Source organism: Microbacterium insulae, from assembly GCF_042677065.1.
In the GTDB taxonomy this organism is placed as follows: Bacteria; Actinomycetota; Actinomycetes; order Actinomycetales; family Microbacteriaceae; genus Microbacterium; species Microbacterium insulae.
This window is the reverse complement of the sequence record NZ_JBHTII010000001.1, coordinates 793,023-819,938: the sequence shown is the minus strand read 5'-3', so window position 1 is coordinate 819,938 and position 26,916 is coordinate 793,023. Positions and strand designations below refer to the sequence as shown.

The 26,916-nt window shown below is 69.2% G+C and carries 23 protein-coding genes; 20 read left to right on the top strand and 3 right to left on the bottom strand.

Annotation, left to right across the window (positions count from 1 at the left end):
• The first annotated feature begins 37 nt into the window (after positions 1-37).
• The 14 genes from ACFQ0P_RS03935 to ACFQ0P_RS03870 all read left to right on the top strand — a co-directional run bounded on the left by ACFQ0P_RS03935 (position 38) and on the right by ACFQ0P_RS03870 (position 18,907).
• Positions 38-1,105 carry a LacI family DNA-binding transcriptional regulator gene (locus ACFQ0P_RS03935; protein ID WP_204980609.1) on the top strand — a complete coding sequence of 356 codons (1,068 nt, stop codon included), beginning with the start codon at positions 38-40 and terminating at the stop codon, positions 1,103-1,105.
• A 60-nt stretch (positions 1,106-1,165) separates the two neighbouring features.
• Entirely contained in the window at positions 1,166-2,455 is a 1,290-nt protein-coding gene (locus tag ACFQ0P_RS03930) for a sugar ABC transporter substrate-binding protein (protein WP_204980608.1), read from the top strand.
• 58 nt (positions 2,456-2,513) lie between these two features.
• On the top strand, positions 2,514-3,455 hold the full coding sequence (locus ACFQ0P_RS03925) for a carbohydrate ABC transporter permease (RefSeq protein WP_378771397.1): 942 nt from the start codon (positions 2,514-2,516) through the stop codon (positions 3,453-3,455).
• Positions 3,456-3,457: 2 nt separating this feature from the next.
• Positions 3,458-4,405, top strand: coding sequence for a carbohydrate ABC transporter permease (locus ACFQ0P_RS03920; RefSeq protein ID WP_204980607.1), 948 nt, complete (start codon positions 3,458-3,460; stop codon positions 4,403-4,405).
• Positions 4,406-4,470: 65 nt separating this feature from the next.
• The gene (locus ACFQ0P_RS03915) at positions 4,471-5,430 is read left to right on the top strand and encodes a glycosyl hydrolase family 32 (RefSeq protein WP_204980606.1); all 960 of its coding nucleotides are present in this window, start codon (positions 4,471-4,473) and stop codon (positions 5,428-5,430) included.
• Positions 5,431-5,531: 101 nt separating this feature from the next.
• Entirely contained in the window at positions 5,532-8,387 is a 2,856-nt protein-coding gene (locus tag ACFQ0P_RS03910; protein ID WP_204980604.1) for an HAD-IC family P-type ATPase, read from the top strand.
• 132 nt (positions 8,388-8,519) lie between these two features.
• Positions 8,520-9,563, top strand: a complete 1,044-nt coding sequence (locus tag ACFQ0P_RS03905) for a LacI family DNA-binding transcriptional regulator (protein WP_204980603.1) — start codon at positions 8,520-8,522, stop codon at positions 9,561-9,563.
• A 91-nt stretch (positions 9,564-9,654) separates the two neighbouring features.
• On the top strand, positions 9,655-10,602 hold the full coding sequence (locus tag ACFQ0P_RS03900) for an ROK family protein (protein WP_204980602.1): 948 nt from the start codon (positions 9,655-9,657) through the stop codon (positions 10,600-10,602).
• Positions 10,599-12,416: a class I mannose-6-phosphate isomerase gene (locus tag ACFQ0P_RS03895; RefSeq protein ID WP_204980601.1), complete on the top strand. Its 1,818-nt coding sequence runs from the start codon at positions 10,599-10,601 to the stop codon at positions 12,414-12,416. The genes ACFQ0P_RS03900 and ACFQ0P_RS03895 overlap by 4 nt, the downstream gene beginning before the upstream one ends.
• A 159-nt stretch (positions 12,417-12,575) precedes the next feature.
• The gene (locus ACFQ0P_RS03890; protein ID WP_204980600.1) at positions 12,576-13,847 is read left to right on the top strand and encodes an ABC transporter substrate-binding protein; all 1,272 of its coding nucleotides are present in this window, start codon (positions 12,576-12,578) and stop codon (positions 13,845-13,847) included.
• 5 nt (positions 13,848-13,852) lie between these two features.
• Entirely contained in the window at positions 13,853-14,794 is a 942-nt protein-coding gene (locus ACFQ0P_RS03885) for a carbohydrate ABC transporter permease (RefSeq protein ID WP_204980592.1), read from the top strand.
• Positions 14,795-14,796: 2 nt separating this feature from the next.
• Positions 14,797-15,609 carry a carbohydrate ABC transporter permease gene (locus ACFQ0P_RS03880; protein WP_204980590.1) on the top strand — a complete coding sequence of 271 codons (813 nt, stop codon included), beginning with the start codon at positions 14,797-14,799 and terminating at the stop codon, positions 15,607-15,609.
• Positions 15,610-15,620: 11 nt separating this feature from the next.
• Entirely contained in the window at positions 15,621-17,750 is a 2,130-nt protein-coding gene (locus ACFQ0P_RS03875; RefSeq protein WP_204980588.1) for a hypothetical protein, read from the top strand.
• Entirely contained in the window at positions 17,747-18,907 is a 1,161-nt protein-coding gene (locus tag ACFQ0P_RS03870; RefSeq protein ID WP_204980586.1) for a GDSL-type esterase/lipase family protein, read from the top strand. The genes ACFQ0P_RS03875 and ACFQ0P_RS03870 overlap by 4 nt, the downstream gene beginning before the upstream one ends.
• 1 nt (position 18,908) lies before the next feature.
• On the opposite strand, the gene ACFQ0P_RS03865 is transcribed toward ACFQ0P_RS03870, so the two are convergent.
• On the bottom strand, positions 18,909-19,958 hold the full coding sequence (locus ACFQ0P_RS03865; RefSeq protein WP_204980583.1) for a DUF4185 domain-containing protein: 1,050 nt from the start codon (positions 19,956-19,958) through the stop codon (positions 18,909-18,911).
• Between the two features lie 57 nt (positions 19,959-20,015).
• Positions 20,016-21,188: a DUF4185 domain-containing protein gene (locus ACFQ0P_RS03860; RefSeq protein WP_204980581.1), complete on the bottom strand. Its 1,173-nt coding sequence runs from the start codon at positions 21,186-21,188 to the stop codon at positions 20,016-20,018.
• Positions 21,189-21,235: 47 nt separating this feature from the next.
• Here ACFQ0P_RS03860 and ACFQ0P_RS03855 point away from each other — a divergent pair, with 47 nt between their 5' ends.
• From ACFQ0P_RS03855 to ACFQ0P_RS03830, 6 genes are all read left to right on the top strand, one after another.
• On the top strand, positions 21,236-22,234 hold the full coding sequence (locus ACFQ0P_RS03855; RefSeq protein WP_204980579.1) for a DUF4432 family protein: 999 nt from the start codon (positions 21,236-21,238) through the stop codon (positions 22,232-22,234).
• Positions 22,235-22,244: 10 nt separating this feature from the next.
• Positions 22,245-23,102 (top strand): SMP-30/gluconolactonase/LRE family protein, encoded by an 858-nt coding sequence (locus ACFQ0P_RS03850; protein WP_204980577.1) that lies wholly within the window; start codon positions 22,245-22,247, stop codon positions 23,100-23,102.
• Between the two features lie 13 nt (positions 23,103-23,115).
• Positions 23,116-23,922 (top strand): SDR family NAD(P)-dependent oxidoreductase, encoded by an 807-nt coding sequence (locus ACFQ0P_RS03845; protein ID WP_204980575.1) that lies wholly within the window; start codon positions 23,116-23,118, stop codon positions 23,920-23,922.
• On the top strand, positions 23,919-24,953 hold the full coding sequence (locus ACFQ0P_RS03840; protein ID WP_204980573.1) for a mannonate dehydratase: 1,035 nt from the start codon (positions 23,919-23,921) through the stop codon (positions 24,951-24,953). Before ACFQ0P_RS03845 ends, ACFQ0P_RS03840 begins: the two co-directional genes overlap by 4 nt.
• Before the next feature lie 109 nt (positions 24,954-25,062).
• Complete coding sequence (locus tag ACFQ0P_RS03835) at positions 25,063-25,527, top strand: hypothetical protein (protein ID WP_204980571.1); 465 nt, start codon at positions 25,063-25,065, stop codon at positions 25,525-25,527.
• A 112-nt stretch (positions 25,528-25,639) separates the two neighbouring features.
• The gene (locus tag ACFQ0P_RS03830) at positions 25,640-25,843 is read left to right on the top strand and encodes a hypothetical protein (protein ID WP_204980569.1); all 204 of its coding nucleotides are present in this window, start codon (positions 25,640-25,642) and stop codon (positions 25,841-25,843) included.
• Between the two features lie 20 nt (positions 25,844-25,863).
• On the opposite strand, the gene ACFQ0P_RS03825 is transcribed toward ACFQ0P_RS03830, so the two are convergent.
• Positions 25,864-26,853, bottom strand: coding sequence for a formylglycine-generating enzyme family protein (locus ACFQ0P_RS03825; RefSeq protein ID WP_204980568.1), 990 nt, complete (start codon positions 26,851-26,853; stop codon positions 25,864-25,866).
• Positions 26,854-26,916 lie beyond the last annotated feature (63 nt).

Genomic DNA, 26,916 nt, shown 5'->3' with positions numbered 1-26,916 from the left:
GGTATCGGCTAAATCGATTTATCACGAAGGTGTGAAGATGGCTCGGGCCCGGATCTCAGACGTCGCAGCGGCGGCAGGCGTGTCGGTGACGACCGTCTCGCTCGTCATGAACGACGTCGAGTCACGGATCTCCGAGCAGACTCGCCGACGCGTGCGCGAGGCCGCGCGCGCCGTGGGCTACGCGCCGAGTTCGGTGGCCAGGGGCCTGCGGACGCAGCAGACCCGCACGGTCGGGCTCATCTCCGACCAGATCGCGACGACCCCGTTCGCGGGGCGGATGCTCGCCGGTGCGCAGGACGCCGCTCGCGAGAACGGTCACCTCGTGTTCCTCGTGGACACGGGCGGCAACGGAGCCATCGAGCGCGACGCGATCACGGCACTGACCTCGCAGCAGGTCGACGCGATGATCTACGCGTGCATGTGGCACCGCGTGGTGGAGGCGCCCGAGGGCCTGCCGCCGGCTACGGTGTTCCTCGACTGCCGGCCCGCCGCGGGCGGCTTTCGCAGCGTCGTGCCGGACGATCGGGCGGGCGGCTATGCCGCGACGCGCGAACTCATCCGGGCGGGCCATCGGCGGATCGCCTATCTCGACACCGACGACGGCCCGATCGCCTCGAACCTGCGTCACGAGGGCTACCTCGAGGCACTGGCCGAGGCCGGCATCCCGGTGGACCCGGCTCTCCACGTCACCGGCGCGACCACCGCACAGGGCGGAAGGTCGGCCGCGGAGGTCCTCCTGGACATTCCGGAGAGCCGGCGTCCGACTGCGATCTTCTGCTTCAACGACCGCATGGCCGTGGGTGCCTACACGGCCGCCCATCACCGCGGACTCGAGATTCCGCGAGACCTGTCGGTCATCGGCTACGACGACCAGCAGCTCGTCGCCGCGGAGCAGGATCCCCCACTCACCACGATCGCCCTTCCCCACTACGAGATGGGTCGCTGGGCGATGGAGGTCGCGCTCGGCGTGCGCGAGGAAGGGAATGACAACGCCACGCACCAGATGGAGTGTCCCGTCGTGAGACGAGACTCCGTGGGCCCGCCGCCGGCGCAAGTCGCCAAACCGAACCGGCGACGGGCTTCATACACCGAACGACTGCCGTAGGCAGTCTCCGATCAGCGGACGGCGCGCGCGCCGACCGCCAAACAAAGGAAACCACAGAAAATGCGCAGAACGACGCCGATGTTCGTATCGGTCGGGCTGGTGGGGGCGATCGTCCTCACCGGATGCGGCCAGGCCGGTCAGGGCGAGTCCACGACCGAGGACGGTCGCACCCAGCTCACCATGTGGACGCACTCCGCCGGAAACCCCGCCGAGCTCGAGGTGTACGAGCGGATCATCTCCGACTTCAACGAATCGCAGGACCAGTACGAAGTCGTGCACGAGTCCTTCCCCCAGGGTGCCTACAACGACGCGATCGTCGCGGCCGCGGCATCCGGTGATCTCCCGTGCCTGCTCGACCTCGACGGACCGATCATGCCGAACTGGGCGTGGGCGGGGTACCTGCAGCCGCTCGAGCTTCCGACCGAGCTGACCGACTCGCTGCTGCCCACGGCGGTCGGCGTGTGGAACGACGAGATCTACTCCGCCGGCTACTGGGATGCCGCGCTGGCGATCTTCGCGCGCGAGTCCGTTCTCACCGAGAACGGGATCCGCATCCCGACCGTCGACGAGCCGTGGACCGCCGACGAGTTCGGTGAGGCGCTGGCGGCGCTCAAGGCGGCAGGATACGAGACCCCGATAGACATCGGCGCCGAAGACACCGGCGAGTGGTGGCCGTACGCCTACTCGCCGTTCCTGCAGAGCTTCGGCGGCGACCTGATCGACCGCTCGACCATGCTCAGCGCCGAGGGGGTGCTCAACGGACCGGAAGCGGTGGCGTGGGGAGACTGGTTCGCCGGGCTGTTCGCGGACGGGTACGCCGGCAACAGCGGGACCGTGGGGAACCAGGAGTTCATCGACGACGAGGTCGCCCTCAGTTACACGGGCGTGTGGAACGCCGTCGCGGCGCTCGACGCCGTCGGCGACGACCTGCTGATCCTGCCCCCGCCGGACCTCGGCACCGGGCCGAAGATCGGCGGCGGTTCCTGGCAATGGGGCATCTCGTCGGAGTGCAACGACGCCGACGGAGCGCGCGAGTACCTCGAGTTCAGCTTCCAGGACGAATACATCACGGAGTTCGCCGACAAGCAGGTCGTGATCCCGGCGACCGAGGCGGCGGCCCAGGCGTCGGAGTACTTCGGCGACGACGGCGCGCTGCGCCCGTTCGTGGAGTTCTCGCAGGAGTACGCGGTGCTGCGCCCCGAGACCCCCGCCTACGCGGTGATCTCCACCACCTTCGAGACGGCGGCGAAGGACATCATGAACGGCGCGGACGTGCAGGAGACGCTCGATCGCGCCGTCTCGGAGATCGACGCGAACATCGCGTCGAACGACGGGTACGGCTTCCAGTGATCCGCCGCGCCGGCGGGGGCTGCGTGTCCCCGCCGGCGCACTCTCAGAGAGCTCCGTCATGACTGTCACGCCACCGACGGTCGCCGCCGAGGAACCTCGGCGCGCCACCCGTCGCCTCCGCTCCATCAAGGGCCGCGAGACCTGGGCCGGCCTCGGGATGATCGCCCCCGCCGGCATCCTCCTCGTGCTGTTCCTGATCATTCCGGTGATCCTCGCGTTCACGCTGTCGTTCACCAACGCACGACTCATCTCGCCGAATCCTCCGCGGTTCGTGGGGTTCGACAACTTCATCCGCGCCTTCACGGCCGATCCCGTCCTCATCCAGTCCATCGGCAACACCGCGATCTTCGCGCTGGTCGTCGTGCCCGTGCAGGCCGCGCTCGGCCTCCTCCTTGCTGTGCTCGTGAACCGGCGCATGCGCGGCATCACGGCGTTCCGGGTGATCTTCTTCATCCCGGTCGTCACCTCGATCGTGGTGGTGTCGATCCTCTGGAAGTTCATGTACCAGGAGGACGGGCTGATCAACTCGATGATCGATGCGCTCACATTCGGGTTGTGGTCGGGCCAGGACTGGCTCAACGATCCCCAGACCGCGCTGGGCGCCATCATCTTCATGTCCATCTGGCAGGCCGTCGGCTTCCACATGATCATCTGGCTCTCGGGGCTGCAGACCATCCCCGAGGAGCTCTACGAGGCGGCCAAGATGGACGGCGCGAGCCCGTGGCGTCAGTTCACCAACGTCACGTGGCCCGGTCTGCGGCCCACGATGGTGTTCGTCCTCGTCACGATCACCATCGCCGCGCTCGGCCTGTTCGTGCAGGTCGACGTGATGACCCAGGGCGGTCCGGTCAACTCCACGTCGACGATCGTCTTCTACGCGGTGCGCAAGGGATACGAGCAGCAGGAGATCGGGTACGCCGCGGCGATCTCACTCATCTTCTTCGTGGCGGTGCTGATCATTGCACTGATCCAGCGTCGCCTGACGCGAGAGAAGGACTGACCATGTCCGAAACGAGAACCCTCACCACCGCCGCTCCCGCGGATCGCCCGCTCCGGACGCCCGCATCGAGCGAGCGATCCCACCGCCGCAGGAGCACGATCCTGCTCTACGCGGCGCTGTCGCTGTTCGGCATCGTCTTCCTGTTCCCGCTGGTGTTCATGTTCGTCTCGAGCCTCAAGCCCGACAGCCAGATCCTGCAGGACATCGATTCGGTGAACGCCTTCCTCCCGATCGGCGACATCAGCCTCGACAACTACTTCGGGGTGTTCGACCGCGTCCCCGTCGCGCAGTTCATGTTCAACTCGGTCCTCGTCACGGTCCTCACCGTCGGGTTCGGCCTGATCGTCAACTCGATGGCGGGGTTCGCCCTCTCGAGGCTGGAGTGGAGGGGCCGCGTCGTCGTGCTCGCGCTCGTCATCGCCACGCTGATCGTGCCCTTCGAGACGATCGCGGTCCCGATGGTCTACTGGGTCGCGCAGCTGCCGACGCTCGTGATGGAAGGCGGCGTGCTCAAATACGACTTCGGCTGGCTCAACACCTACGAGGTCCAGATCGTGCCGTTCATCGCGAACGCGTTCTCGATCTTCCTGTTCACGCAGTACTTCTCGACGATCCCCAAGTCGCTCGACGAAGCGGCCCGGATCGACGGGGCGAGCTGGTTCACGATCTACCGCCGTATCCTCGTGCCGCTGTCGGGCCCAGCCTTCGCGACCGTCGCGATCCTGACCTTCCTCCCCGCGTGGAACCAGTACCTGTGGCCCCTGATGGTGGTCCAGAAGGAGGAGCTGCGACCGGTGATGGTGGGCATGCAGTACTTCTTCCAGCTCAACACCGCGTGGGGTGAGGTGATGGCGTACACGTCACTCATCACGCTGCCCGTCCTCATCATGTTCCTGATCTTCCAGCGCGCGTTCGTCAGCAGCATCGCCGCGAGCGGGGTCAAGGGATGACGGTGAACGTCTCCGCGACCCCGCACCGAACATGCGCGCCCGCGCCGACCAACGAAGGATAGACCTTGTTCGACCTCCCCGACTCCTGGGTGTGGGACTTCTGGTTCGCTGACGACGGCGACCGGTACCACCTCTTCTTCCTCTACGCTTCACGCGCGCTGCACGACCCGGACGCACGGCACTACCGCGCGTCGATCGGGCACGCCGTCTCCACCGATCTCGTCGAGTGGACTCAGGTGGCCGACGCGCTCGTGCGCAGCGACGCCCCGGCATTCGACGATCTCGCGACGTGGACCGGATCCGTCGTCCGGCACCCGGACGGCACCTGGTTCCTCTTCTATACGGGCTCGTCTCTCGCGGCCGACGGCAAGAACGTCCAGCGCATCGGGTACGCCACCTCCACCGATCTCCAGACGTGGACCAAGAGCGAAGCTCCCGTGCTGGAAGCCCGAGCGCCCTGGTACGAGAAGCTCGACAGCGGCGACTGGCACGACGAGGCCTTCCGAGACCCCTGGGTGTTCGCGGACCCGGGCGGCGACGGCTGGCACATGCTCATCACGGCCCGTGCCGCCCAGGGCCCCGTCGACGGGCGAGGCGTGGTCGGCCACGCGTGGTCGTCCGACCTGCGCACGTGGGAGCTTCGTGAACCACTTTCGGCCCCGAGCGCGGACGGCTTCGGACAGCTCGAGGTGACCCAGGTCGAGGTGATCGACGGGCGGCCGGTGCTGATCTTCTCGTGTCTCGCCGACCACGCGACCGCCGGCCGACGGGGTCAGAGCGGCGGCACGTGGGCGGTGCCGGCGGAGTCCGTGACCGGCCCGTTCGATGTCGACGCCGCCTACCCGCTCACCGACGAGAGGCTCTACGTCGGGAGGCTTCTTCAGCGCCGCACCGACGGCCGATGGCTGCTGTTCGCATTCCACAACCTCGATGACGGCGGCGCCTTCGTCGGCGGGGTGACCGATCCGATGAACGTCGGATGGGAGGGGGACCGGCTCGTAGTCGAAACGCACGGCGGCGCTTGACCCGACCACGGCGGGGGCCGCTACGTTGTCCACAGGGGGCGGCGGCCGCAGGCACGACCACCGCGTTCCCCGCCGCCGCCTGACGGAAGCGAGCAACCCCCGTGACCTCCGACACCAAGCCCGCCGACCCGGCCCTCGGGCTGACTGACGCCGAGGTCGCGGAACGGGTCGCCGCAGGGCGGACCAACCGCTACACGCCCGACTCGAGCCGCAGCGCGTGGCACATCGTCCGCGCGAACGTCTTCACCCTCTTCAACGGCATCGTGTTCGCGTGCTTCTTCGTCCTCTTCCTCGTGGGGCGCTGGCAGGACGCGCTGTTCGGCTTCGCCGCGTTCGCCAACTCGATCATCGGCTGCGTGCAGGAGTTCCGGGCGAAGGCGGCGCTCGACAGGCTCGCTCTCCTCAACGCGTCGCTCGCCCGCGTGAGGCGGGATGGCGCGGAGCGCGAGATCACTCCCGACGATGTGGTCGTCGACGACGTCCTCGTGCTGCGCGCCGGCGACCAGGTCCCGGCGGATGCCGTCGTGCTCGAGTCGCGTGCCCTGCAGATCGACGAGTCGATGCTGACGGGCGAATCGGATGCTGTCGACAAGCACGAGGGCGACGAAGCGCTCTCGGGCTCGATCGTCGTCGCGGGCGAGGGCACCGCCCGCGTCACCAAGGTGGGTGCCGACTCGTACGCGAACCGGTTCGCGGGGGAGGCGAAGCGATTCTCGCTCGTGTCGAGCGAACTCCGCTCCTCGGTGAACCGGGTCCTGAAGTGGGTCGGCTGGGTGATCGGGCCCGTCGGGCTGCTGGTCTTCAACGCCCAGATCATGGTCGCCGGGGGCTACTCGGCCGCGTTCGAGTCCGGCGGCTGGGTGCAGGCGGTCGTGAACACGATCGCGGCGCTGACCGCGATGATCCCGCTCGGCCTGGTGCTGATGACGAGCATCGCCTTCGCCGTCGGTGCGGCGAAGCTCGCGAGCAAGCAGGTGCTGGTGAACGAACTGCCGGCGGTGGAGGGACTCGCCCGCGTCGACGTGGTCTGCCTCGACAAGACCGGGACGCTCACCGTCGGCGACATCGCTTTCGACCAGGCGCACTCGATGTCGAGCGAGCCCGCTCGAGCCGCGGCCGAGGACGCGAGCCGGGTCCTCGGGTGGTACGCCGTCGCGTCCGACGCGAACGCCACCGCTCGGGCGCTGCGGACGGACTACGCGGATCCGCACCTCACGGCCGAGCGCGACATCCCCTTCTCCTCGGCCCGCAAGTGGAGCGCCGTCTCCTTCCGGGAAGTCCCCGGCACGTGGGTGATGGGTGCCCCCGAGATGATCTTCGGCGACGCGGCCACCTCCCCCGAGACCGAACTCGGGCGCGCGGCCACGGAGCTCTCCGCGTCGGGCCGCCGCACCCTCGTGCTCGCGCGATCCGACGAGGCGCTGTCGGAGACGGATGCCGCGGCCGAGCGTCTGCCGTCGAACCCGGCTCCGATCGTCGTGCTGACCTTCCGCGAGACGGTGCGACCGGATGCCGCGCAGACCCTGGCGTACTTCGAGCGGCAGGGGGTCGGCATCCGGGTCATCTCCGGCGACAATCCGCGCACGGTCGCCGCCATCGCACGGGAGGTCGGACTCGACGTCGTCGGCGGCTTCGACGCGCGCGAGCTGCCCGACGACGACGCGGCGCTCGCCGACGTGCTGGAGCGCGAGACCGTATTCGGACGCGTGACTCCCGAGCAGAAGAAGCGCATGGTGACCGCGCTGCAGAGCCGCGGGCACGTCGTCGCGATGACCGGTGACGGGGTGAACGACGCGCTCGCGATCAAGACCGCGGACATCGGCATCGCGATGAACTCGGGGTCGGCGGCGACGAAGGCCGTCGCCCGGCTCGTGCTGCTGGACGGACAGTTCTCGCACCTTCCCGATGTGGTCGCCGAAGGCCGGCAGGCGATCGCGAACATCGAGCGCGTCTCCATGCTCTTCCTCAACAAGACGGTCTACGCGACGGCCCTGGCGATCATCTTCGGTGTGCTCGTGCTCGAGTTCCCGTTCCTTCCCCGGCAGCTGTCGATCACGGACGGACTCACGATCGGCATCCCCGCGTTCTTCCTCGCCCTGATGCCGAACGCGCAGCGCTACCTGCCGGGGTTCCTGCGCCGCTCGCTGATCTTCGCGATCCCGTCGGGCCTCGTGATCGCCCTGGGACTCACCTGGTACACGTACGTGGCGAAGGGGCTCGGCGTGACCGAGGAGCAGCTGCGGACCGGGGCGACGATCATCCTCGCGATCGTGGGCATCTGGGTGCTCGCGGTGCTGTCGCGGCCGCTCAACCGCTACAAGGTCCTCATCATCGGCGCGATGTTCGTCGCGCTGGTCGGGGTGTTCACCATCCCGCTCGCCACGACCTTCTTCGAGCTGGTCGATCCGGGCCAGGAGCTGTCGACGGCCCTCGTAGGAATCGTCATCGTGATGATCGGGGCGATCGAGGTCGTGCGTCTCGTGCATCGCCGGCTCACGTCCTCGCTCACGGAGGCGCCCGCTGTCGATACCCCTCTCCGGTCGCGCGGCGCGCTGGCCGTGACGACGCTCGTCGCGGTGCTCGCATACGGCGGCGCCGCGCTGGCCGTGCTCCTCGGGGTCCTCGTCGTCCTGTCGCGCTATGACGCCGTCGACGACACCGAGGTCCGCACCATCTCACTTGTCGGCGCCGGACTCGTCCTGCTCGGTCTGCTGGTGCTCAGCGCTGCGGCGGGCCTGCGCCGGGGGAGCGGATTCTCCCGGCTGCTCGTGACCGTCTGGTTCGCGTTGCTGCTCGCCCTCAACACCCTGATCCTCGTCGGCAGCGACGCCTGGGACTGGGTGGCTGCCGTCAGCGCGCTCGTGGCGGGTGCCGTGATCGCGCTGCTGTGGACGCCGCCGGCGGCGCGGATGTTCGGACGCATCCGCGATTCCTCCCTCGGCACAGCGGGGCCGTGACGGCCGAGCCGATAACGTTATCAGCGGCGACGCGTTCCCCGGACGGCTGCCGCAGGGATCCCGCGTGAGCGAAGCGGGCCCGGCGGGACGGCATCCGCTACCGTGAAACCGCGTCGCGAAGGAGGGATCGACATGTCCGGTGTCGCCGGAGCGAGCAAGAAGCCGACGGTCAAAGAGGTCGCCCGCCGCGCCGGCGTGAGCCCGATGACGGTCTCGCGCACGCTCGCCGGCGGGGCGAACGTGCGTCCGGATGTGCAGGAGAGGGTCCTGGCAGCGGTCCGCGAGCTGGGATACCACCGCAACGAGAACGCGCGCAGCCTGCGTCCGGGGCAGTCGAGCGGCCTCATCGGCGTCGCGATCACGAACCTCGGCAATCCGTACTACGGCAACTTCGCTCTCGGAGTCGAAGAGGTCGTCGCCGAGACGGGCCGCCGCATCATCCTGGGGAACACCGGCGGCGAATCGTGGCGCGAACGTCAGCTGGTGGCCGACCTGCGGGGTCGTCAAGTCGAAGGGCTCATCCTCGTCCCCGCCGGCGGTCCGTCCGACCATCTGTCGCCCGATCATCTCGGCGACATGCCGCTGGTGCTCGCGTCACGCCGGATCTACGGTCTCGACGTCGACGTCGTGCTCCTGGACGACGTGGGCGGCGCGTACCGGGGCACGCTCGCGCTGCTGGATGCCGGGCACACCCGGATCGGCTACCTCGGCAACGTCGGGTCCGCCTTCACGGGAGGTCGCCGATACGAGGGCTTCGCGCGCGCCCTCGCCGAGCGCGGCGTGATCGCCGACCCCGAGCTGATCGTGCGCGAACAGCAGGATGCCGCGTCGGCCTCGGCGGGTGAGGCCACCCGCCGCCTGCTCGACCTCCCGGCGCCGCCGACGGCGATCTTCAGCGCGAACAACCGCAACAGCATCGGCGCACTGCGCGAGATCGGGCGCCGCCTGCGGGCCGGCAGCCGTGCCGCCGACATGCCCGAGATCGTCAGCTTCGACGACTTCGAGCTGGCCGAGCTGATGCCGGTCCCGGTGACCGTCGTGGAGCACGACGCGCGCCAGCTGGGCAGGGAGGCTGCGAGGCTGCTGCTCTCGAGGCTGCAGATGACAGACCGCTCGGAGCAGCCGGCCCGTCTCGTCGAGATGCCGGTGCGCGTCGGCCGAGCCGTGCACGTCTGACACTGTGCAGGCCGGGTGTTGCGGCATCCGATCGACTCGGCTATGGTAACGTTACCAACTTAGATCACTCAGGAAAAGGACGACGGCGTTCATGCGAATCGCGGCGATCGACTTCGGCGGCACGGCCGTGAAGCTGGGCGTCTTCGACTCGCGCACGCTCGTCGCCCAGGAGGAGATCGCGATCGGCGAGGCGGGCGTCGATCTCGCCTCCGTCGCAGATCGGGTCGGCCGGCTCCTCGATGGAGCGGAACCGGCCGCCCTCGGCATCGCCGTGCCCGGAATCGTCGACGAGTCGGGGAGCAGCCTGCTCGCCGCGCACGGGAAGTACGCCGACCTCCACGGCGTGGATCTGCGGGCCTGGTCGCGCGAGCAGTTCGGGGTTGCGGCAACGGTCGAGAACGACGCCCGCGCTGCCCTCATCGGCGAGATGGTCGCGGGCAGTGCGCGGGGTGCGCGGGATGCCGCACTCATCGTGCTGGGAACCGGGATCGGAACCGCCGCAGCGCTGGACGGCCGCATCGTGCGCGGTGCCCACGGCCACGGCGGCATCCTCGGCGGACACGTCACGGTGGATGTCCTCGGCCCGCGCTGCACGTGCGGAAACATCGGCTGCGCCGAGGCACTCGCGAGCACGTGGGCGCTGGCGGCCGACGCCCGTGCAGGTCGGCTCGACCTCGGTCCCGCGCTGGCGGCGAGGCTCGCGGAAGACGGTGCGATCGGCATCCGCGATCTCGTCGAGACGCGAGACGAAGCGGAGTCGCAGTCTCTCCTCGAGCGGTACATCTCGGTGTGGGCAGCAGCGGTGGTCACCCACTGCCATGCGTTCGACCCGGAGGTCGTCGTCCTCACCGGCGGCGTCCTGCGCTCCGCCGACGCGATCCTTCCCGCACTCCGCGAGACGGTGCACCAGAACCTCTGGTCGTCGTCGTTCCGCCCCGCGTTCGTCGTGCCCGAGGACCCCTCCGCCTCCGTGATGCGCGGCATCGCCGCGCTCGCCGCCGACCCAGATCCGCTCGACCTCAGTGAAGGACAGTCATGACCGCCGTCGATTCGCCGGGAGTCCCGCTCGAGGACTACATGATGGACGACCGCAGCAGCTACGTGAAGCTCCCGACCGTCTCCCTGCCCGCGGGCAGTGAGATCCTCGTCGGCGACGAGGCGTGGCGCGCGGCGATGGATATCGCGCAGTCTCGCGCGGCCCACCCGGTCGTCGCCGTCGACGTCTACCCCGGTGCCGACGTGGCGGAGATCACCGCCCGCATCCGCACCGTCGTGCCGCATGCCGAGGTGATCGATGTGGAGGATGCCGCCGCCGCCGCACCGGAGGCCATCGACGCCCTCATCGACCGCAATCTCACCGACGACCGCGTGTTCGGGGTCATGAGTCACTTCACCCTCGACGAGTTCTACGACGCGGAGCGCCTGGCGGAGCTGCGCCGACGCGTCGACGAGCGGACGGGGCCGGTGATCCTGGTGGGCTGGGGAGCCGATCTCGCAGCCGCCGGTGAGGCCCACGCGCTGGTCCTCGTCGACATGGCGCGGTGGGAGATCCAGCAGCGACAGCGCGCCGGCGCCGGCAACTGGCGGGCCGGGAACGGCGGCCTCGACGCCCTGCGCAAGTACAAGCGAGGCTTCTTCGTGGAGTGGCGCACGGCCGATCGCCACAAGCGCGGCATGTTCGACCGGATCGATCTCGTCGTCGACGGGAACGCCGACCCCGACGCGGCGGGCGCGGTCCGCGGCGAGGACTTCCGCGCGGGGCTGGCAACGGCCACCTCCGGCCCCTTCCGCGTCGTCCCCTTCTTCGATCCGGGGGTGTGGGGCGGGCAGTGGATGAAGTCCGCGCTGGATCTCGATCCGACCGTCCACAACTACGCCTGGTGCTTCGACTGCGTGCCCGAGGAGAACTCGCTGCTGCTCGAGGCCGGTGGCCGTGTCGTCGAGGTCCCCGCGATGGACCTCGTGCTGAGCCAGCCTCGAGCCCTGCTCGGCGAGCGCACCTTCGCGCGGTTCGGCGCGGAGTTCCCGATCCGCTTCGACTTCCTCGACACGATGGGCGGAGGCAACCTCTCGCTCCAGGTGCATCCGCTCACGGAGTACATCCGCGACACGTTCGGCATGTCGTACACGCAGGACGAGAGCTACTACATGCTGGATGCCGCCGACGACGCCGTCGTGTACCTCGGGGTGAAGAACGGAGTGGACCCCGCCGAGATGATGGCCGCGCTGCGGGCGGCGACCGACGGGGACCATCCGTTCGAGGCCGAGAGGTTCATCAACACCTACCCCGCCCGCAAGCACGATCACTTCGCCATCCCCGCGGGCACCGTCCACGCGTCCGGCGCGAACTCGATGGTGCTCGAGATCTCGGCGACGCCCTACATCTTCACGTTCAAGCTGTGGGACTGGGGCCGCGTGGGGCTCGACGGCATCCCTCGCCCGGTCCATCTCGATCACGGTGAGAAGAACATCCAGTGGGAGCGCGACACGGACTGGGTCGAGCGCAATCTCGTGGGCCAGGTCGAGGAGCTCCGTCGCGAGCCGGGACTGGTCGAGGAGCGGACCGGACTGCACGAACTCGAGTTCATCGAGGTGCGACGTCACTGGTTCGAGGACGAAGCCGCTCACGACACCGAGGGGACGGTCAACGTCCTGAATCTCGTGGAAGGCGACGAGGTCGAGGTCGTGAGCCCGACCGATGCGTTCCCGCCGTACGTGATCCACTACGCCGAGACCTTCATCGTCCCGGCCGCCGTGGGGCCGTACGTCATCCGGAGGAGATCGACCTCCCGAAGCGAGCGCTTCGCGACGGTGAAGGCCTACGTCCGCGGCACGCGATCCACCGACGCCTGATCGGCCCGAGTCCACAACTGAACAGACCGACAACTCAATACGCAGCACAGCACGCGGCACCCGCCGCGGTCGGCGCCCGCCTTGCATCCGCTCTCCCGAGTTGATACCTTGGATCGGCCCGGCTTGGTAACGATACCAACCTTGGACAAAGGAGTTCCAATGAAGTCACGACGCATGATCGGGGCTGGCCTTGCCGCCCTCGCGACCTCCGCCCTGGTGCTCGCCGGGTGTTCCGGCGGCGGCGGCGGCGACGACGCCGGTGCCACGACGGGCACACTCGATTTCTACACCGACAAGGCCGCGTGGGAGCCCGACTTCGAAGAGCTGAACGCGGCCAGCGAAGACGAGGCCGAGATCACCCTCAACACGACCGGCTACTCGGATGCCGCGCAGTACGACGCGTTCATCAAGCAGTCGTTCCGCACCCAGAAGAGCCCCGGCCTGTTCACCTGGCACACGGGCGACGCTCTCCGGGAGCTCGTCGACGAAGGTCTCGTCGCCGAGACCACCGACCTGTGGACGAAGGCCGTCGACGAGGGATGGGCGACCGAGGGGCTCCGGGACGAGTACACGTTCGACGGCAAGCAGTACTGCGTCCCGATGAACATCGCCTACTGGGTGATGTACTACAACAAGAACATCTTCGAGGAGTACGGCATCTCGGAGCCGACGACGTGGGAAGAGCTGGACGCCGCGGCGGCCACGCTCAAGGATGCCGGCGTCACGCCGTATTACCAGACGAGTGTCCTGTTCACGTTCCAGTGGTTCCAGCAGCTCGTCGCCGGAACCGATCCCGACCTCTACCGCGGGCTCTCGACCGGGGAGGTCAAGTACACCGACCCCGAGATCGTCGACATCATGAACATCTGGCTCGACCAGCAGGAGAAGGGCTGGTTCAGCGACGCCGGAAGCACGATCGACCCGGCGGTCGGCCTCAACGAGGGCCAGTTCGCGATGATCAACTTCGGGTCGTTCTTCAACGGCTCCCTCGACGGAGCGGGCATGGTGTCGGGTGAGGACTACGACATGTTCGTCATCCCCGCGGTGAACCCCGACCTCGACAAGACTCCGGTCGCCGTCGAGACGGGACCGCTCTGCGTCGCCGAGAACTCGCCGCAGAAGGACCTCGGCATGGCCTACTCCGAGTGGTGGATCTCGCCCGAGGCGCAGACGGCCTGGAACGCCGCGCGCGGCGACGTGGCCTTCAACCCGATGGCGACGGTCAACGACCCGATGCTGGCCGAGCTCGGCACGACCGTGGCCGACGGCGAACACGAGCTCGTCACCCGCTACTTCGAGGCGACGCCCACGCCGATCCTCACCGTCGCGCTGGAGCAGTTCGGCGCCTTCAACGCCAACCCGGGCGACCCGATGCCGTTCCTCGAAGCCATCCAGGCCGAGGCGGACGACTACTGGGCCGACCAGGAGTAGATCGCGTGACCGTCCTTCAGACACCTGAGCGAGAGCGGGCGGCACGGGACTCCACACGGGGTCCCGGCCGGCCGCCCCGCCGGAGGACGCAGTATCAGGGTTCCGCCCGGGGCTTCATCGCCCCGGGCGTGTTCCTGGTCGCCGTCCTCCTCTACCTGCCGCTGCTGTGGACCACGTTCCTCAGCTTCACCGAATACAACGGGCTCGGCGATCCGGACTGGGTCGGCATCGACAACTACGTCGAGATGTTCGAGGACCCGTCCTTCGTCGGCTCCCTCCTGAACACCCTGCTCTGGGTGGTCGGAACCCTCCTCATCCCGGTCGGGTTGGGCCTCGCGATCGCTCTGCTCACGTGGAACCTGCCCGGTGGGGTCTGGCTGCGACTGCCGTTCCTGATCCCCTACGCGGTGTCGGGCATCGGGGTGGGCGTCATCTGGTCGTTCATCCTGTCCGCCAACGGCGCGCTCGACCAGGCGCTCGAGGTGTTCGGAGTCGCAGATCCGCCGCGCTGGCTCATCGACGCGCCGCTGAACACCATCGTGATGATCCTCGCCGCGTCGTGGCAGGGCGTCGGGGTCAACGCTCTCCTGTTCACCATCGGACTCCAGTCCATCCCCAAGGAGCCCCTCGAGGCTGCCCGCGTCGACGGCGCGACGGGCTTCCGCCTCTTCGGCAGCATCCTCTGGCCGATGCTGCGCCCGCTCACCGCCGTGGTCGTCGGGCTCTCGATCGTCGCGAGCCTCAAGACGTTCGACATCGTGCTGTCGATGACGCGCGGCGGGCCGGGCCGCGCCTCCGAGACGCTCGCCCTCACGATGTACCGCGAGACGTTCGTGAACAGCGACTACGGGCTCGGGTCCGCGATCGCCGTCTTCCTGTCGGTCGTCACGCTGATCGCGTCGGTGCTGTACCTCCGCCAGCAGCTCTCCCGGAAGCACGAGATGTGAACATGTCCAAAGTCATCCGCACCGCGGTCCTGGTGATCCTGGGCCTCTTCTGGCTCGTTCCCGTCTACCTGCTCGTCGTGAATGCGAGCAAGGCTCCGGCCGAGTTCGTCTCCAGCGAGGCGTGGGTCCCGAACGGCTTCGCCCTGATTCCGAACATCCTCGACGCTCTGCAGCTCTCGGGTCTCGCCGACAGCGTGGTCAGCACCATCATCTACGCGGTGGTGTCGCCGATCATCGCCGTCCTCGTGGGCGCCGCCGCCGGCTTCGCGATCGTCGCGCTGCGTCTCAAGAGGGGATTCCTGTGGTTCGTGATCATCTTCGGCGGCACCGTGTTCCCGCTGCAGATGGTCCTGCTCCCGCTCTTCGACGCCTACTCGCGTGTGGGTCTGTACGACACGCAGGTCGGCATGATCATCGTGTACACCGCGATCTCCATCCCGTTCTCCGCCTTCGTCATGCGCAACTTCTTCACCGGCGTCGCCTACAACGTTTTCGAGGCGTCGGTCCTGGACGGCGCGTCGACGTGGCGGATCTTCACCCGCATCTACCTGCCGATGGCCTCCAGCGCGCTCGTGGCGGTGTTCATCCTCCAGGCGACGTTCATCTGGAACGACCTGCTGCTGGGACTCACGCTCACCCAGTCCGACGAGGTGAGGCCGATCGTCACCGCCCTCTCGGGCATGCAGAGCACCTACGGCGGGGCGCAGATCTCGACCGTCCTCGCGGCCGCCGTGCTGGTGTCGCTCCCGACGGTCATCCTGTTCCTGTTCACCCAGAAGTTCTTCGCGCGCGGTCTCGCGCTCGGCCAGTACTAGAAGGAGATCCGTTGCTCACCGCGACACGCCATATCCCGACCGTGGCGGACCTGTCGGCGGACCCGGTCACGCATCACTACGACGACACCGTGGCGCCCGCCGGATTGACGAACAACCTCGGGACGGTGAGGGTCGACCACGACCTCACGGCGATCACCGCAGTGCAGTTCCCGCCCGTGTCGCAGGGTCTCGCGGCGACCGCCGTCGCCTTCGTGGACGGGAGGATCTTCCGTTCGTACGGGGTGCCCGTGACGCACGAGTGGCGACCAGACCGGGTGGTCCGGCGCGCTGCGCTCGACGGCCTCGACCTCGAGACGACGACGGTGGCCGTCCCGGGGACGACGGCGGTCGCGATCGACGTCCGCGTGCGCAACACCGGATCGGAGGATCGCACGGTCGAGGTCATGCTCTCCCTCGCGTCGCGGGTGGTGGCGCACGACGGCCCGTGGCTCGCGGCCGAGTCCCCGGACGCGCGGAACGAGGCATCCGTCGACGGTTCACGCCTCGTCTTCACGGACGCGGCGGAGACCGCGTGGAGCGTCCAGGGCGTCGACGTGCCCGCCACCGCCCGGCTGAGCGGGGTCGCGCCGACCTCGGAGCAGTTCTCCATCGGCGTCGGCGGGATGGGGCGCGGGGGAGATGTGACGGTCGCGATGGAGGTCGCGGCGGGCGGGAGTGCGCGCTTCGGCTATGTCCAGGCCGTGGGTGGCTCGCGCGAGGCTGCGGTCGGTGTGTTCGACGCCGTGGCCGCGGACGTCCCCGGGGCGGTGCGAGCCGCCGAGGTCTACTGGAACGCGCAGCTCGAGGCATCCGTCACACCGGGGAACACCGAGTTCTCGGGGCACCTGCCCCTTCTCGAGACACAGTCCGATGCGCTCCGCCGGCTGTACTGGTGGGGCATCCTCGGCATCCTCTACTTCCGCCGGGACTACGAGGGCAACGTGCTCGGGCGCAGCTACGACACCCTCATGCCGAACTACTGGGGCACCACGACGTTCCTGTGGGACTTCAGCCTGAGCTCGGTCACCCACGCCCTTCTCGATCCCGCCGCGATGAAGCGGCAGCTCTCGCACTGGATCTCGCGCGACACGCACACGCTGTTCGGGACGTCGTCGCTCACGGGCGACCCGGTCGGTCAGTGGTACTCCGTGAACGACTACGCGATGACCCGGCTCGTGCGGGACTACGTGAGGTTCACCGGCGACCACGGCTTCCTCGACGAATCGCCCGCGAGCGAGCGCACCGTGCTCGACCATCTGCGACTGTGGGCGCGCGCGTGGCAGGGCCTTCGCCGGTCTTCGAAGCTCGCGGACTACGGCGAGATCGAGAACCTGCTGGAGTGCGTCAGCTCGTACACCCACGAGGTCGCGAGCTTCAACGCGGCGAACGTCTGGAACCTGCGGGTCACGGCGGACGTGCTCGAGCATCGGGGGGATCGCGCGGGCGCGGGTGAACTGCGGTCCGAGGCCGACGCGCTCGTCGAGGCGGTGCTCGAGCTCTACCTTCCGGGGGAGGGCTTCTTCGCGGCAGGTCAGCCGGACGGCACGAGGCTTCCGGTGCGCCACTGCTACGACTTCAACATCGTCGGGACCTCGATCGCCGACGACCTCGACGACCAGACCCGGCGCGAGATGGTCGCGTTCTTCCGACGGGAGCTGCAGACGCCCGAGTGGATGCGGGCGCTGTCGCCGTGGGACCCCGACGCGTCCTACAGCGTCCGGCCCGATCACCAGTGGAACGGCGCCTACACGGCGTGGCCGGCCGACGCCGCCCGCGCCCTGGTGGCGCTGGGGCGGCCGGACGTCGCGCTCGATTGGCTGCCGGGGCTGGCTCGCACAGCGAACCAGGGTCCGCCCGGCCAGGCGCACTTCGTCGAGGAGGCGCAGCCGCTGCTGGGAGGCGGAGCGCGCAAGGCCCCTCCGCAGCTGCCCTACATCAACGACTGGGCCTGCTCGTCGTCCGGCGCGTACGTCGCCCTCGTCATCGAGTCGCTCTTCGGCGCCGAGCCGGGTCTCGACGGCCTCGCGGACGCGGACGGCTGCGTCGCGGCGCTCGATCCGTCGGCCGTGCTGCGGGGCCTCCGGGTCGGAGACCGGCTGGTCGACGTCCACGCCGACGGGCGTGTGGTCGACCGCCCGTGAGCGAAACCCTCCGCGAGGTCGATCTCGCCGACGTCCGCGTGCGGGGCGCTGTCGAGGTCGAGCGCACCGCCCGCGGCATCCTGCCCCACCGCCTTCCTGCGTGGGCCCGCGCCCAGGTTCCCGACGCCTTCATGGCGCAGACCTCGGCCGAGAGCGCGGGCGTGCGCCTCGCCTTCCGCACCGCGGCGACGGTCATCGAGCTCGAGGTCTCCGCCCGCCGGATGGCGCCGGACGCCCGGTCCCCGCTCCCGCCGAGCGTCTACGAGCTGGCGGCCGACGGCTCGGTGGTCGCCGCGGTGGCCGCGGCATCCGGATCGCGGTACCTGTTCACGTTCGACGATCCGAGCGGCACCGTCGTCGACGGTCCGCCGACGCTCGTGCGCTTCGCCGGCCTGCCCGCCGCGGACACCTCGTACGAGCTGTGGCTGCCGTACACCGATGCCGTCGAAGTGCTCGCGGTCCGCGCGGATGCGCCGGTCCACCCGGCCGAGGAACCTGTCGCGCTGCGCTGGCTCCATCACGGCAGCTCGATCAGCCACGGCTACCGCGCCGACGCCACCTCTGGTACGTGGCCGGTCGTGGCGGCGCTGGCGGCCGGGGTCGAGCTGACGAACCTCGGGTTCTCAGGCAGCGCGATGCTCGACCCGTTCACCGCCCGCACCATCCGCGACCGGCCCACGGATCTGATCACCGTCAAGATCGGTATCAATCTCGTGAACGGCGACGTGATGCGGATGCGCGCGTTCCGGCCCGCGCTCGACGGCTTCCTCGACACCGTTCGAGAGGGCCATCCGTCGACCCCCATCGTGGTGATCTCGCCGATCTTCTGCGCTCCGGTGGAGACCGCCGCCGGGCCGACGGTCCAGGATCCGACCCGGCCGTACGAGTGGTCGATCGCCGGTGGAACCGAGGCGGATGTCGCGCAGGGCAAGCTGTCGCTGGGGTCCATCCGTGCCGCGATCGCCGACATCGTCGAGCGGCGCCGCACGGCGGACGACCGGCTGCGTCACGTGCACGGGCACCTGCTCTACGGACCCGACGACGCGCGCACCCTGCCGCTTCCCGACAACCTGCATCCCGGTCCCGACGTGCAGCGCCTGATGGGGGAGCGATTCTCGGAACTGGTGCTGCACCCCCTGCTCGCACAGCGGCCCTGACTCAGGCGAACGTGATCTCGATGAGGTGCGGCCGGTAGACCGTGGAGTCGATGAAGGTCATGTACGTCACCTTCCCGCCCTCACGCGCGAACTCCGGATGCTCCTTCCCGGCGTTGAAGAGCGCGGCCTCCGATCCGCGCTCGGGGCGGAACACCACCTCGGGGTCGCTCCACGGGCCCGTCAGTGCGGGGGCGGTCCGCATCACCAGGATGTTGTCGCGCCGGAAGGTCGTGAGCGAGATGAAGCATCCCAGGTACGGGTTCCACGACGCCGACATCTCGTTCGGAACGTCGGAGAAGAGGCACGCGGTCGGCGCAAAGGCCTTGGCCCACCGCACCTCGCGGTCGGGCTGCGCCGTGGTGGGCGCGGACACCAGGTACTCGTACGCCCCGGCGTCCTCGATGCGCTCGGGCAGGACGCGAGCGAGGTACATGTCGCCGGCCGACTTCGACTCGGGCTGTATCGAACCCCACAGGTACAGGTGCTCGCCCTCGCGCTGCACCCAGACTCCGAACCCGGGCTGGTCGCCCTTCCACCACTCGTAGGTGCCGTCGGGAGCGAGGAGGCGTTCGAACCGGTGCTCCTCATCCCCGCGGGCGACCCCCATGCCGTCCAGAGTGAAGGTCTCGAACACATCGAGGGCGGGATCCATCGTGATGCGGTGGTAGTAGAGGTAGAGGTGCCCGCCGGTGTGCACGCCGTGGATGGCCCACAGCCGCTGCGTCGACCTGTGCTCGGGCGGGAGGAAGTCGATGAGCTGCCGGGCTCGCGTGCCGCTCTCGTCCTTCAGGTACCGGAATCGCGTCACACCGTCCGTGAGGTCCTGCATCGGCACGATCGCGCCGGTGTTCGAGAGCACGTCGGTCAGTTCGAAGCCGCGGATCGAGTCGAAGGGTCCCTCGACGGAGTCCCCGAAGACCCAGAACGTCTCGTCGCCCGGCAGTTCGACGGAGCTCACGGCATCCTGTCCCGTGATGTCGACGTCGTTGCCGCTGAACTGCACGCCGAGGTCCCGCACCGAGGCGACCCGCCGGCTGGGTTCGAGCATCATCGTGATTCCTCCCTGCGACCGGACCCGCGCCACGGCGGGTCCGGTCGAATCGGCCTGTTACGGCGTGACGGTCAGCTCGACGCTGACGAACCGCGGCCGGTAGATGGTCACGTCGTCGTAGAGATCGTCCGGGACGAAGCTGTTGACGTTGTACGTCACCAGCAGCGTGTCGCCGTCGCGGTCCTCGGGGTGCTCGTGGGCGTTGTACGTGAAGACGTTCGGGTTCCCGTACGACCCGAAGGCGCCGGTCTCGGGGGTCCGGTACAGCTCGGCGGCGACCGTGAACGGTCCCGTCGGCGAGCAGGAGACCTGGGCGACGATGCGCGTGCTGAAGAGCTCGCTCGTGTCCTGCGTGACCATCAGATACCCGTCGCGGTAGGGCTCGACGCTGAACTCGTTCGCGACGTACGAGGCGACCGGCACCGCGTCTGCCTCGTTCGGTGCCCACCGCTCGCCGTCCCAGAACTTCCACCGCTTGGTCAGGTCACCGCCGTTGACGCGGGCCACGAAGGCGGATCGGACGCCGTCGATGTCGTTGATCCCGTAGACGTACGTCGTGTTGCCCTCCGACAGCGTGTACGAGCCCCAGTTGATGCCGACCTCGGAGGGCAGTTCGGTGATCGACTCGAGTTCGAGGGTCGTTCCGTCGAGCGTCGCCAGGCGGTTGGCCGACCACCCCCAGTCCCACATGCCGGTGCCGAAGCGCTCGAACTGCAGCAGCGGCACCTGCACGTCGCCCTTCTTGTTGAGCTCGGGATCGCCCAGCCAGTGCCAGTTCCCCTCTGCGGTGGGTCCGATGATGGATGCCGGAGCCTCGGGGGTGCCGCCGGTCACGGTCGACAGCTCGCCGCCGGAGTCGAGCACGATCGAGTTGTTGAGGAACGGCGTCGACAGCGGCCGACCGAGGTCGGCATCGACCGGGCCGAGGAACGTGTCGGAGAAGAACCAGGCCTGACGGCCGTCCTCCAGCACGAGGGAGTAGGTGCTGTCGCCGCCGGTCCACCCTGCGCCGGAGTTGCCGTACTCGGCGAACTGCGACGTCCGCTCGGCGTCGACCGTCGACGTGGCGCTGATCGTGCTGTCGACCAGATCGCAGCTTCCGGAGTGCGCCGGCCGCGCGGTGGCGCCCGCGTCCGCGGCGGCGGGAATCGCCGGGATCAGCAGTGCGGCGGCCATCGTCGCCGTCGCGGCCGTGGCGGTGAGTCGGCGGGGATAACGGGGGGTGTTCATGACGCTCCTTCGCGTTGGTATCGTTATCAAACCTGGTATCGTTAACAATGTCACGGGGAGCCATTTGGTTCAATCCCCTCGGCCGCACTCGACGAGGAGGCGATCGCATCACTCCGCTCACGCTGGGCAACGGGCAGATCCAGGTCGACATCGACCCCGGGCGCGGAGCCGACATCCTGCAGGTCACTGACGTGGCGTCGGGCGTGGGCGTGCTGGCCGCCACCCCGTGGCGCGCCCGGGCAGACAGCATCCGCGACCATCGCATGGCCCCGAGCACGATCGACCCCGCCGACCGGTGGCTCGAGCAGTATCGAGGCGGGTGGCAGACTCTGTGCCCCAACGCGGGGCCCGCGCGGCGGGTGGGTACGGTCGAAGTGGGATTCCACGGCGAGGCATCGACGTCGGCCTGGGTCGTCGACGCCGTCGACGATGCCGCTGCTCGACTGTCGATCGAGCTCTTCTCCGTTCCCGTGCGGATCGAGCGTAAGCTCCGGATCGTGGGAGCGTCGCTCGTCCAGAAGGACACGCTGATCAACCTGAGCGACCTCGGGGTGGAGCTCGATTACGTCAGCCACCCGGCTTTCGGCGGCGCGTTTCTCGATGGCCGCTGTCGCGTCGAGACGGATGCGGCCACGTTCACCCTCGACCCTGACGAGAGCGGCGAGCGGACCGCGCCGTGGCCGCGCTCGCCGGCCGCCGACGGCACGCCCGACCTGAGGGCAGTGCCCTCGCCGGGGCAGTCGTCCCGCGCCTTCGGCTGGCTGTCGGGCTTCACCGAGGGCTGGTACTCGATCACGAACGCAGACCTCGGACTCGCCGTCCGCGTCGAATGGGATGCGCGCATGCTCCCGCACGCGTGGTGGTGGCAGGAGCTCAACGCGTCGGCGGACCACCCGTGGTTCCGGCGCGCACGGATCATGGCGATCGAGCCCGCGAGCACGACGACGTCCGGTCCCGGGCGGGGCACGACCCTGCGGCTCGAACCTCGCGCGGCAGTCGAGATCACGATCGCGCTCCGACTGTCGACGTCGGGCCCCGCGAAATGAGGTGGACGCCATGAGCGCCGACGAGCGCCTTCTCCTCCGGGCGGCGGCCCGCGTGGGCGAGGGGCCGGTGATCGACACGCGCACCGGGCGCCTGTGCTGGGTCGACATCCTGTCGGGTGCGCTGCTGCAGAGCGATCTCGAGACAGGGACGACAGAGCGGTGGGAGTTCGACACGCTCATGGGCGCGATCGCGCCGCGCGCGTCCGAGCGGGGGTTCGCCATTGCGATCTCCGAGGGGTTCGGCTTCGCCGTCGACGGCGAACTCGTCATCGCGGACCCGGCCATCCCGGACCCCGCGCTGCGGATGAACGACGCCAAGTGCGATCCGCTCGGACGCATGTGGGCGGGGAGCAACGAGCTCGCGTTCGCCGAAGGCCGCGGCGCGCTGCACCGTTGGGACGGCCGCGGACCCAGCACCGTCATCCGCGGCGGTCTCACGTTGCCCAACGGACTCGGCTGGACCGCAGACGGTCGGACGATGTACCTCGTCGACAGCATGGCTCACGTCGTCCTGCGCGCACCGTTCGACCCGGACGGCGGCGAGGTCGGCGAATTCGAGCCGTTCGTGCGGATCGACGAGGGCCTGCCCGACGGACTGGCGGTGGATCAGGACGGCGGCATCTGGGTGGCGGTGTGGGGCGCGTCGTCGGTCCATCGCTATGACGCCACCGGCCGCCTCCTGCGGAGCATCCACCTGCCGGTGAGTCAGCCCACGAGCTGCGCCTTCGCGGCCGACGGCACTCTGTTCGTGACATCGGGCCGGGAGGGCCTCTCCGCCGAGCGGCTCCGCGACGAGCCGCTCGCCGGCAGCGTCTTCGCCGTCTCCACCGATACGCGGGGCGTGCCGGTCACGCCCTTCGCCGCATGAGAGGAACGAATCGATGAGGGAGCACGAGGGTCGGTCCTGCCTTGTGATCGGCGGGAGCAGCGGAATCGGACGCGCGGCGTGCATCGCCCTCGCCGCGGCCGGTGCGCGGGTGACGGTGCACGGACTGGACGAGGGCGAAGCGGCGGCGGTCGCGGCATCCATCCGCGACGAGGGGGGAAGCGCGATCGCCGTCGGTGGCGACGTGCGCGACCCCGACACGTCGCAGCGGGCCGTCGAGCGTTCCCTGGCCGAGTTCGGAGCGCTCGATTCGCTCGTCGTCTCCAGCGGCATCCAAAAGTACGGCGATGTGATCGAGACGACGGTGGACGACTGGGATCACGTGTTCGACGTCAACGTGCGAGGGGCCTTCCTCGCCGCCCGTGCCGCGCTGCCCGCCATCCGGGCTGCCGAGAGCGGCACCGTCGTCCTGGTGGCCTCGGTGCAGGGCTCGGCCAGCCAGCCCCGCGTGGCCGCCTACTCGGCCAGCAAAGGTGCGCTCCTCGCGCTGGTCCGGTCGATGGCGATCGACGAAGCCGCCCACGGCGTGCGCGTCAACAGCGTGAGTCCGGGGTCGATCGACACCCCCATGCTCCGCTCCTCCGCCCGGGACGCCGCTCGGGCCGGCGGCGCCGAGGTCGAGCGGGTGCTCGCACACTGGGGGACCGCTCACGCGCTCGCGCGCGTCGGCGCACCGGACGAGGTCGGCGAGGCGATCGCGTTCCTCGCCGGGCCCCGTTCCGGGTTCATCACGGGCGTGGATCTGAAGGTCGACGGCGGGATGATGGCGCGGCTCCCCGGACCGATCGGAGACCTCTCATGACCCGCGACATCGACCTCATCGAACTGCTGCCTCCACGCCCCTCGCGTCTATGGCCGCTCCTCCAGCAGTGCGGCGTGGACGGCGTGGCCGCGCTCATGAACGGCGCAGAGCAGGATCAGCGCATGTTCCGCTCGGTGGGTGTGGGATCCGGCCGCATCGACGATGCGGACAGCGGACCTCGACCCTGGAGCGAGGAGGCCCTCTCGCGAGACATCGCGGTCTTCGCCGACGGCGGCTTCACCGTCCGCGTCATCGAGGACACACCTCCCCTCGACAAGGCGCGCGTGGGCGCCGACGGGCGCGATGAGCAGATCGACGCCGTGATCACGCAGGTCAGAGCGATGGGCAACCTCGGCATCCCCGTGCTCTGCTACAACTGGATGGCCGTCACGAGCTGGGCCCGCACGTCGATCGAGACCGCCGGACGCGGTGGGGCGCTGGTCACGGCCTTCGATGCGGACGACCCCGCCGCACAGGATGCTCTGCTCCCGCCGGGCGAGCTCACCGCCGCGCAGCTCTGGGACGCGCTTCAGTACTTCTTGGATGCGGTCGTACCGGAGGCCGAGGCGGCGGGCGTGCAGCTGGCGATGCACCCCGACGATCCGCCGAGGTCCGAGGTCCGGGGCGTTCCGCGGATCATGAGCTCGGTGGACGGGTTCCGCCGGCTGCTCGACCTCCACCCGTCACCCGCGAATGCGATCACCCTCTGTCAGGGCAACTTCGCGCTGATGACCGATGACCTCCCCGCGGTGATCCGGGAGTTCGGCGACCGCGACCGGATCGGCTTCGTGCACTTCCGCGATGTCGCCGGCACCGCGGACTCCTTCGTGGAGACGTTTCACGACGACGGTCCGACCGACATGGCAGCGTGCCTGGAGGCGTACGAGATGACCGGATTCCGGGGCGCGCTCCGCCCGGACCACGTACCCACCATGGCCGGCGAGACCAACGACATGCCCGGTTACGGCACGCTCGGCCGGCTCTTCGCCGTCGGCTACATCCGAGGTCTGCAGGACGCGCGATCCCGGTAGCGGTGTCCGCCTACGTCGCTCCTCAGGTCAGCCACGGGACCTCGGGTCGCGTGCACCGTGCTCTTCACCGGTGCTCGCGTCCCTCCGGCTCTCCGGTGAGAATGGCCGCATGACGAACCCGATTCTCACGAAGCTCAACCTCGGGTCCCACGAACGCGCCTACGTCATCGACGCTCCCGCGTCCTTCGAAGCGGTTCTCGCCGAGGTCCCCGCCGATGTGGAGGTCGAGCGCAGCCTCGTGGAAGTGACCGGCGCGGGTTTCGCCCTCGCGTTCGCCACCACGAAAGCCCAAGTCGACACCTTCGCGGAAGCCGTCGGCAGGGCGACGGTCGGCGACGCCGTCGTGTGGATCGCCTACCCCAAGTCCACCTCGCGGCGATACACCTGCGAGTTCAACAGGGATACGGGGTGGGACACCATGGGGGCGGCGGGCTTCGAGCCGGTGCGCCAAGTGGCGATCGACGAGGACTGGTCGGCGCTCCGCTTCCGGCGTGCGCAGTACATCAAGAACTGGACCCGAGCGTTCGCGTACTCCGAGGAGGGGCGCCGCCGGCTCGCCGAGCGCGGCAGCTGACGCCGACCGAACCGGGGCAGCAGCGGTTCGCCGCGCAGCGCGGCAGCGGTGCTCTCGCGCATCCACCCACGAGGGGCTACTCCGGCCGGACACGGGCGGGTACCTTAGCGCCATGGACCTCGTGATCGCGCTGATCGTGTTCCTCGCGGCCACGGCCGTCGTGCTCGTGTGGTTCGGCATCGAGTGGCGCCGCCGCCGCTCGACGACGCGTGACGACCTGGTGCGTGTCGGAGACGAGGTCGAAGTCGATCCCCGGACGGCCACCTTCCGCGCTCAGGGGAAAGCGGCATGGACGCGCATGAGCGGCGGGGTCTAGCGGCCCGCATCCGCGCCCGGTCAGGCTGCGACGGTCCGGAAGCCGGCGTTGCCCATCGACGAGTCGGGGGTGTTCTGCGACCGCGCCGAGTTGCGGTAGCGGTTGCAGTAGGAGATGTGACACAGGTAGCTGCCGCCGCGGAGCACTCGGGCAGCACCCGTCGGTGGGCCGTCCGGCGAGGTGGCGGGTGAGCGGCGGTAGAAGCCGGGGTCGAACCAGTCCTGGCACCACTCCCAGACGTTCCCGACGGTCTGCCACAGGCCGTAGCCGTTGGGCTCGAACGTGCGCACCGGTGCGGTGGTGAGATAGCCGTCGTCCCGGGTGTTGTGCTGCGGGAACGATCCCTGCCAGATGTTGGCGCGCCATCCGCCCTCGTCGACCTCCTGGTCGCCCCAGGGGTACTTCGCCTGGTCGATGCCGCCGCGCGACGCGCACTCCCACTCGGCCTCGGTGGGGAGCCGGCGCCCCGCCCACGCGCAGTAGGCCTGGGCGTCGTTCCAGCTGATGTGCACGACCGGATGGTCGCCGAGTCCGTCGAGCGACGAGTGGCGGCCGCCCGGGCGGCGCCAATCCGCGCCCTTCACGCCGAACCACCACGGCGTTCCCGATGCGCGGCCCATGATGTCGGCGTCGGGAGCCTGGAGAGCGAGGTGGAAGACCGCCGAGAACCCGAACGTCTCCGCCTCGGTCCGGTAGCCGGTCGCATCGACGAACCGGGAGAAGTCTTCGTTGGTGACAGTCGTGGCGTCGATCGAGAACGAGGGGAGAGTGACGGGATGCTGCGGCACCTCCCCGTCGCCCGGATTCTGGTCTTCGGACGAGTCGCCCATCACGAACGTGCTCGCCGGGATCAGGACCTGCTCGACGCCGTGCCGACCCGGCGTTGAGGACGCCGCTCCGCTCCCCGTTGCCGGGGCGCCGATCGCGACGAACTGCGAACGACCGGGTGCCCCGCACGAGCACGAGGGTCCGCAGCCTTCGTCCGTCCCAGGCGCCGTCTCGTCGCTCATGCCTGAACCCTACCGACCGTCTCGTCCTCGGGAGGTCGATGCGGGCGGAGTCTCGCTTCCACG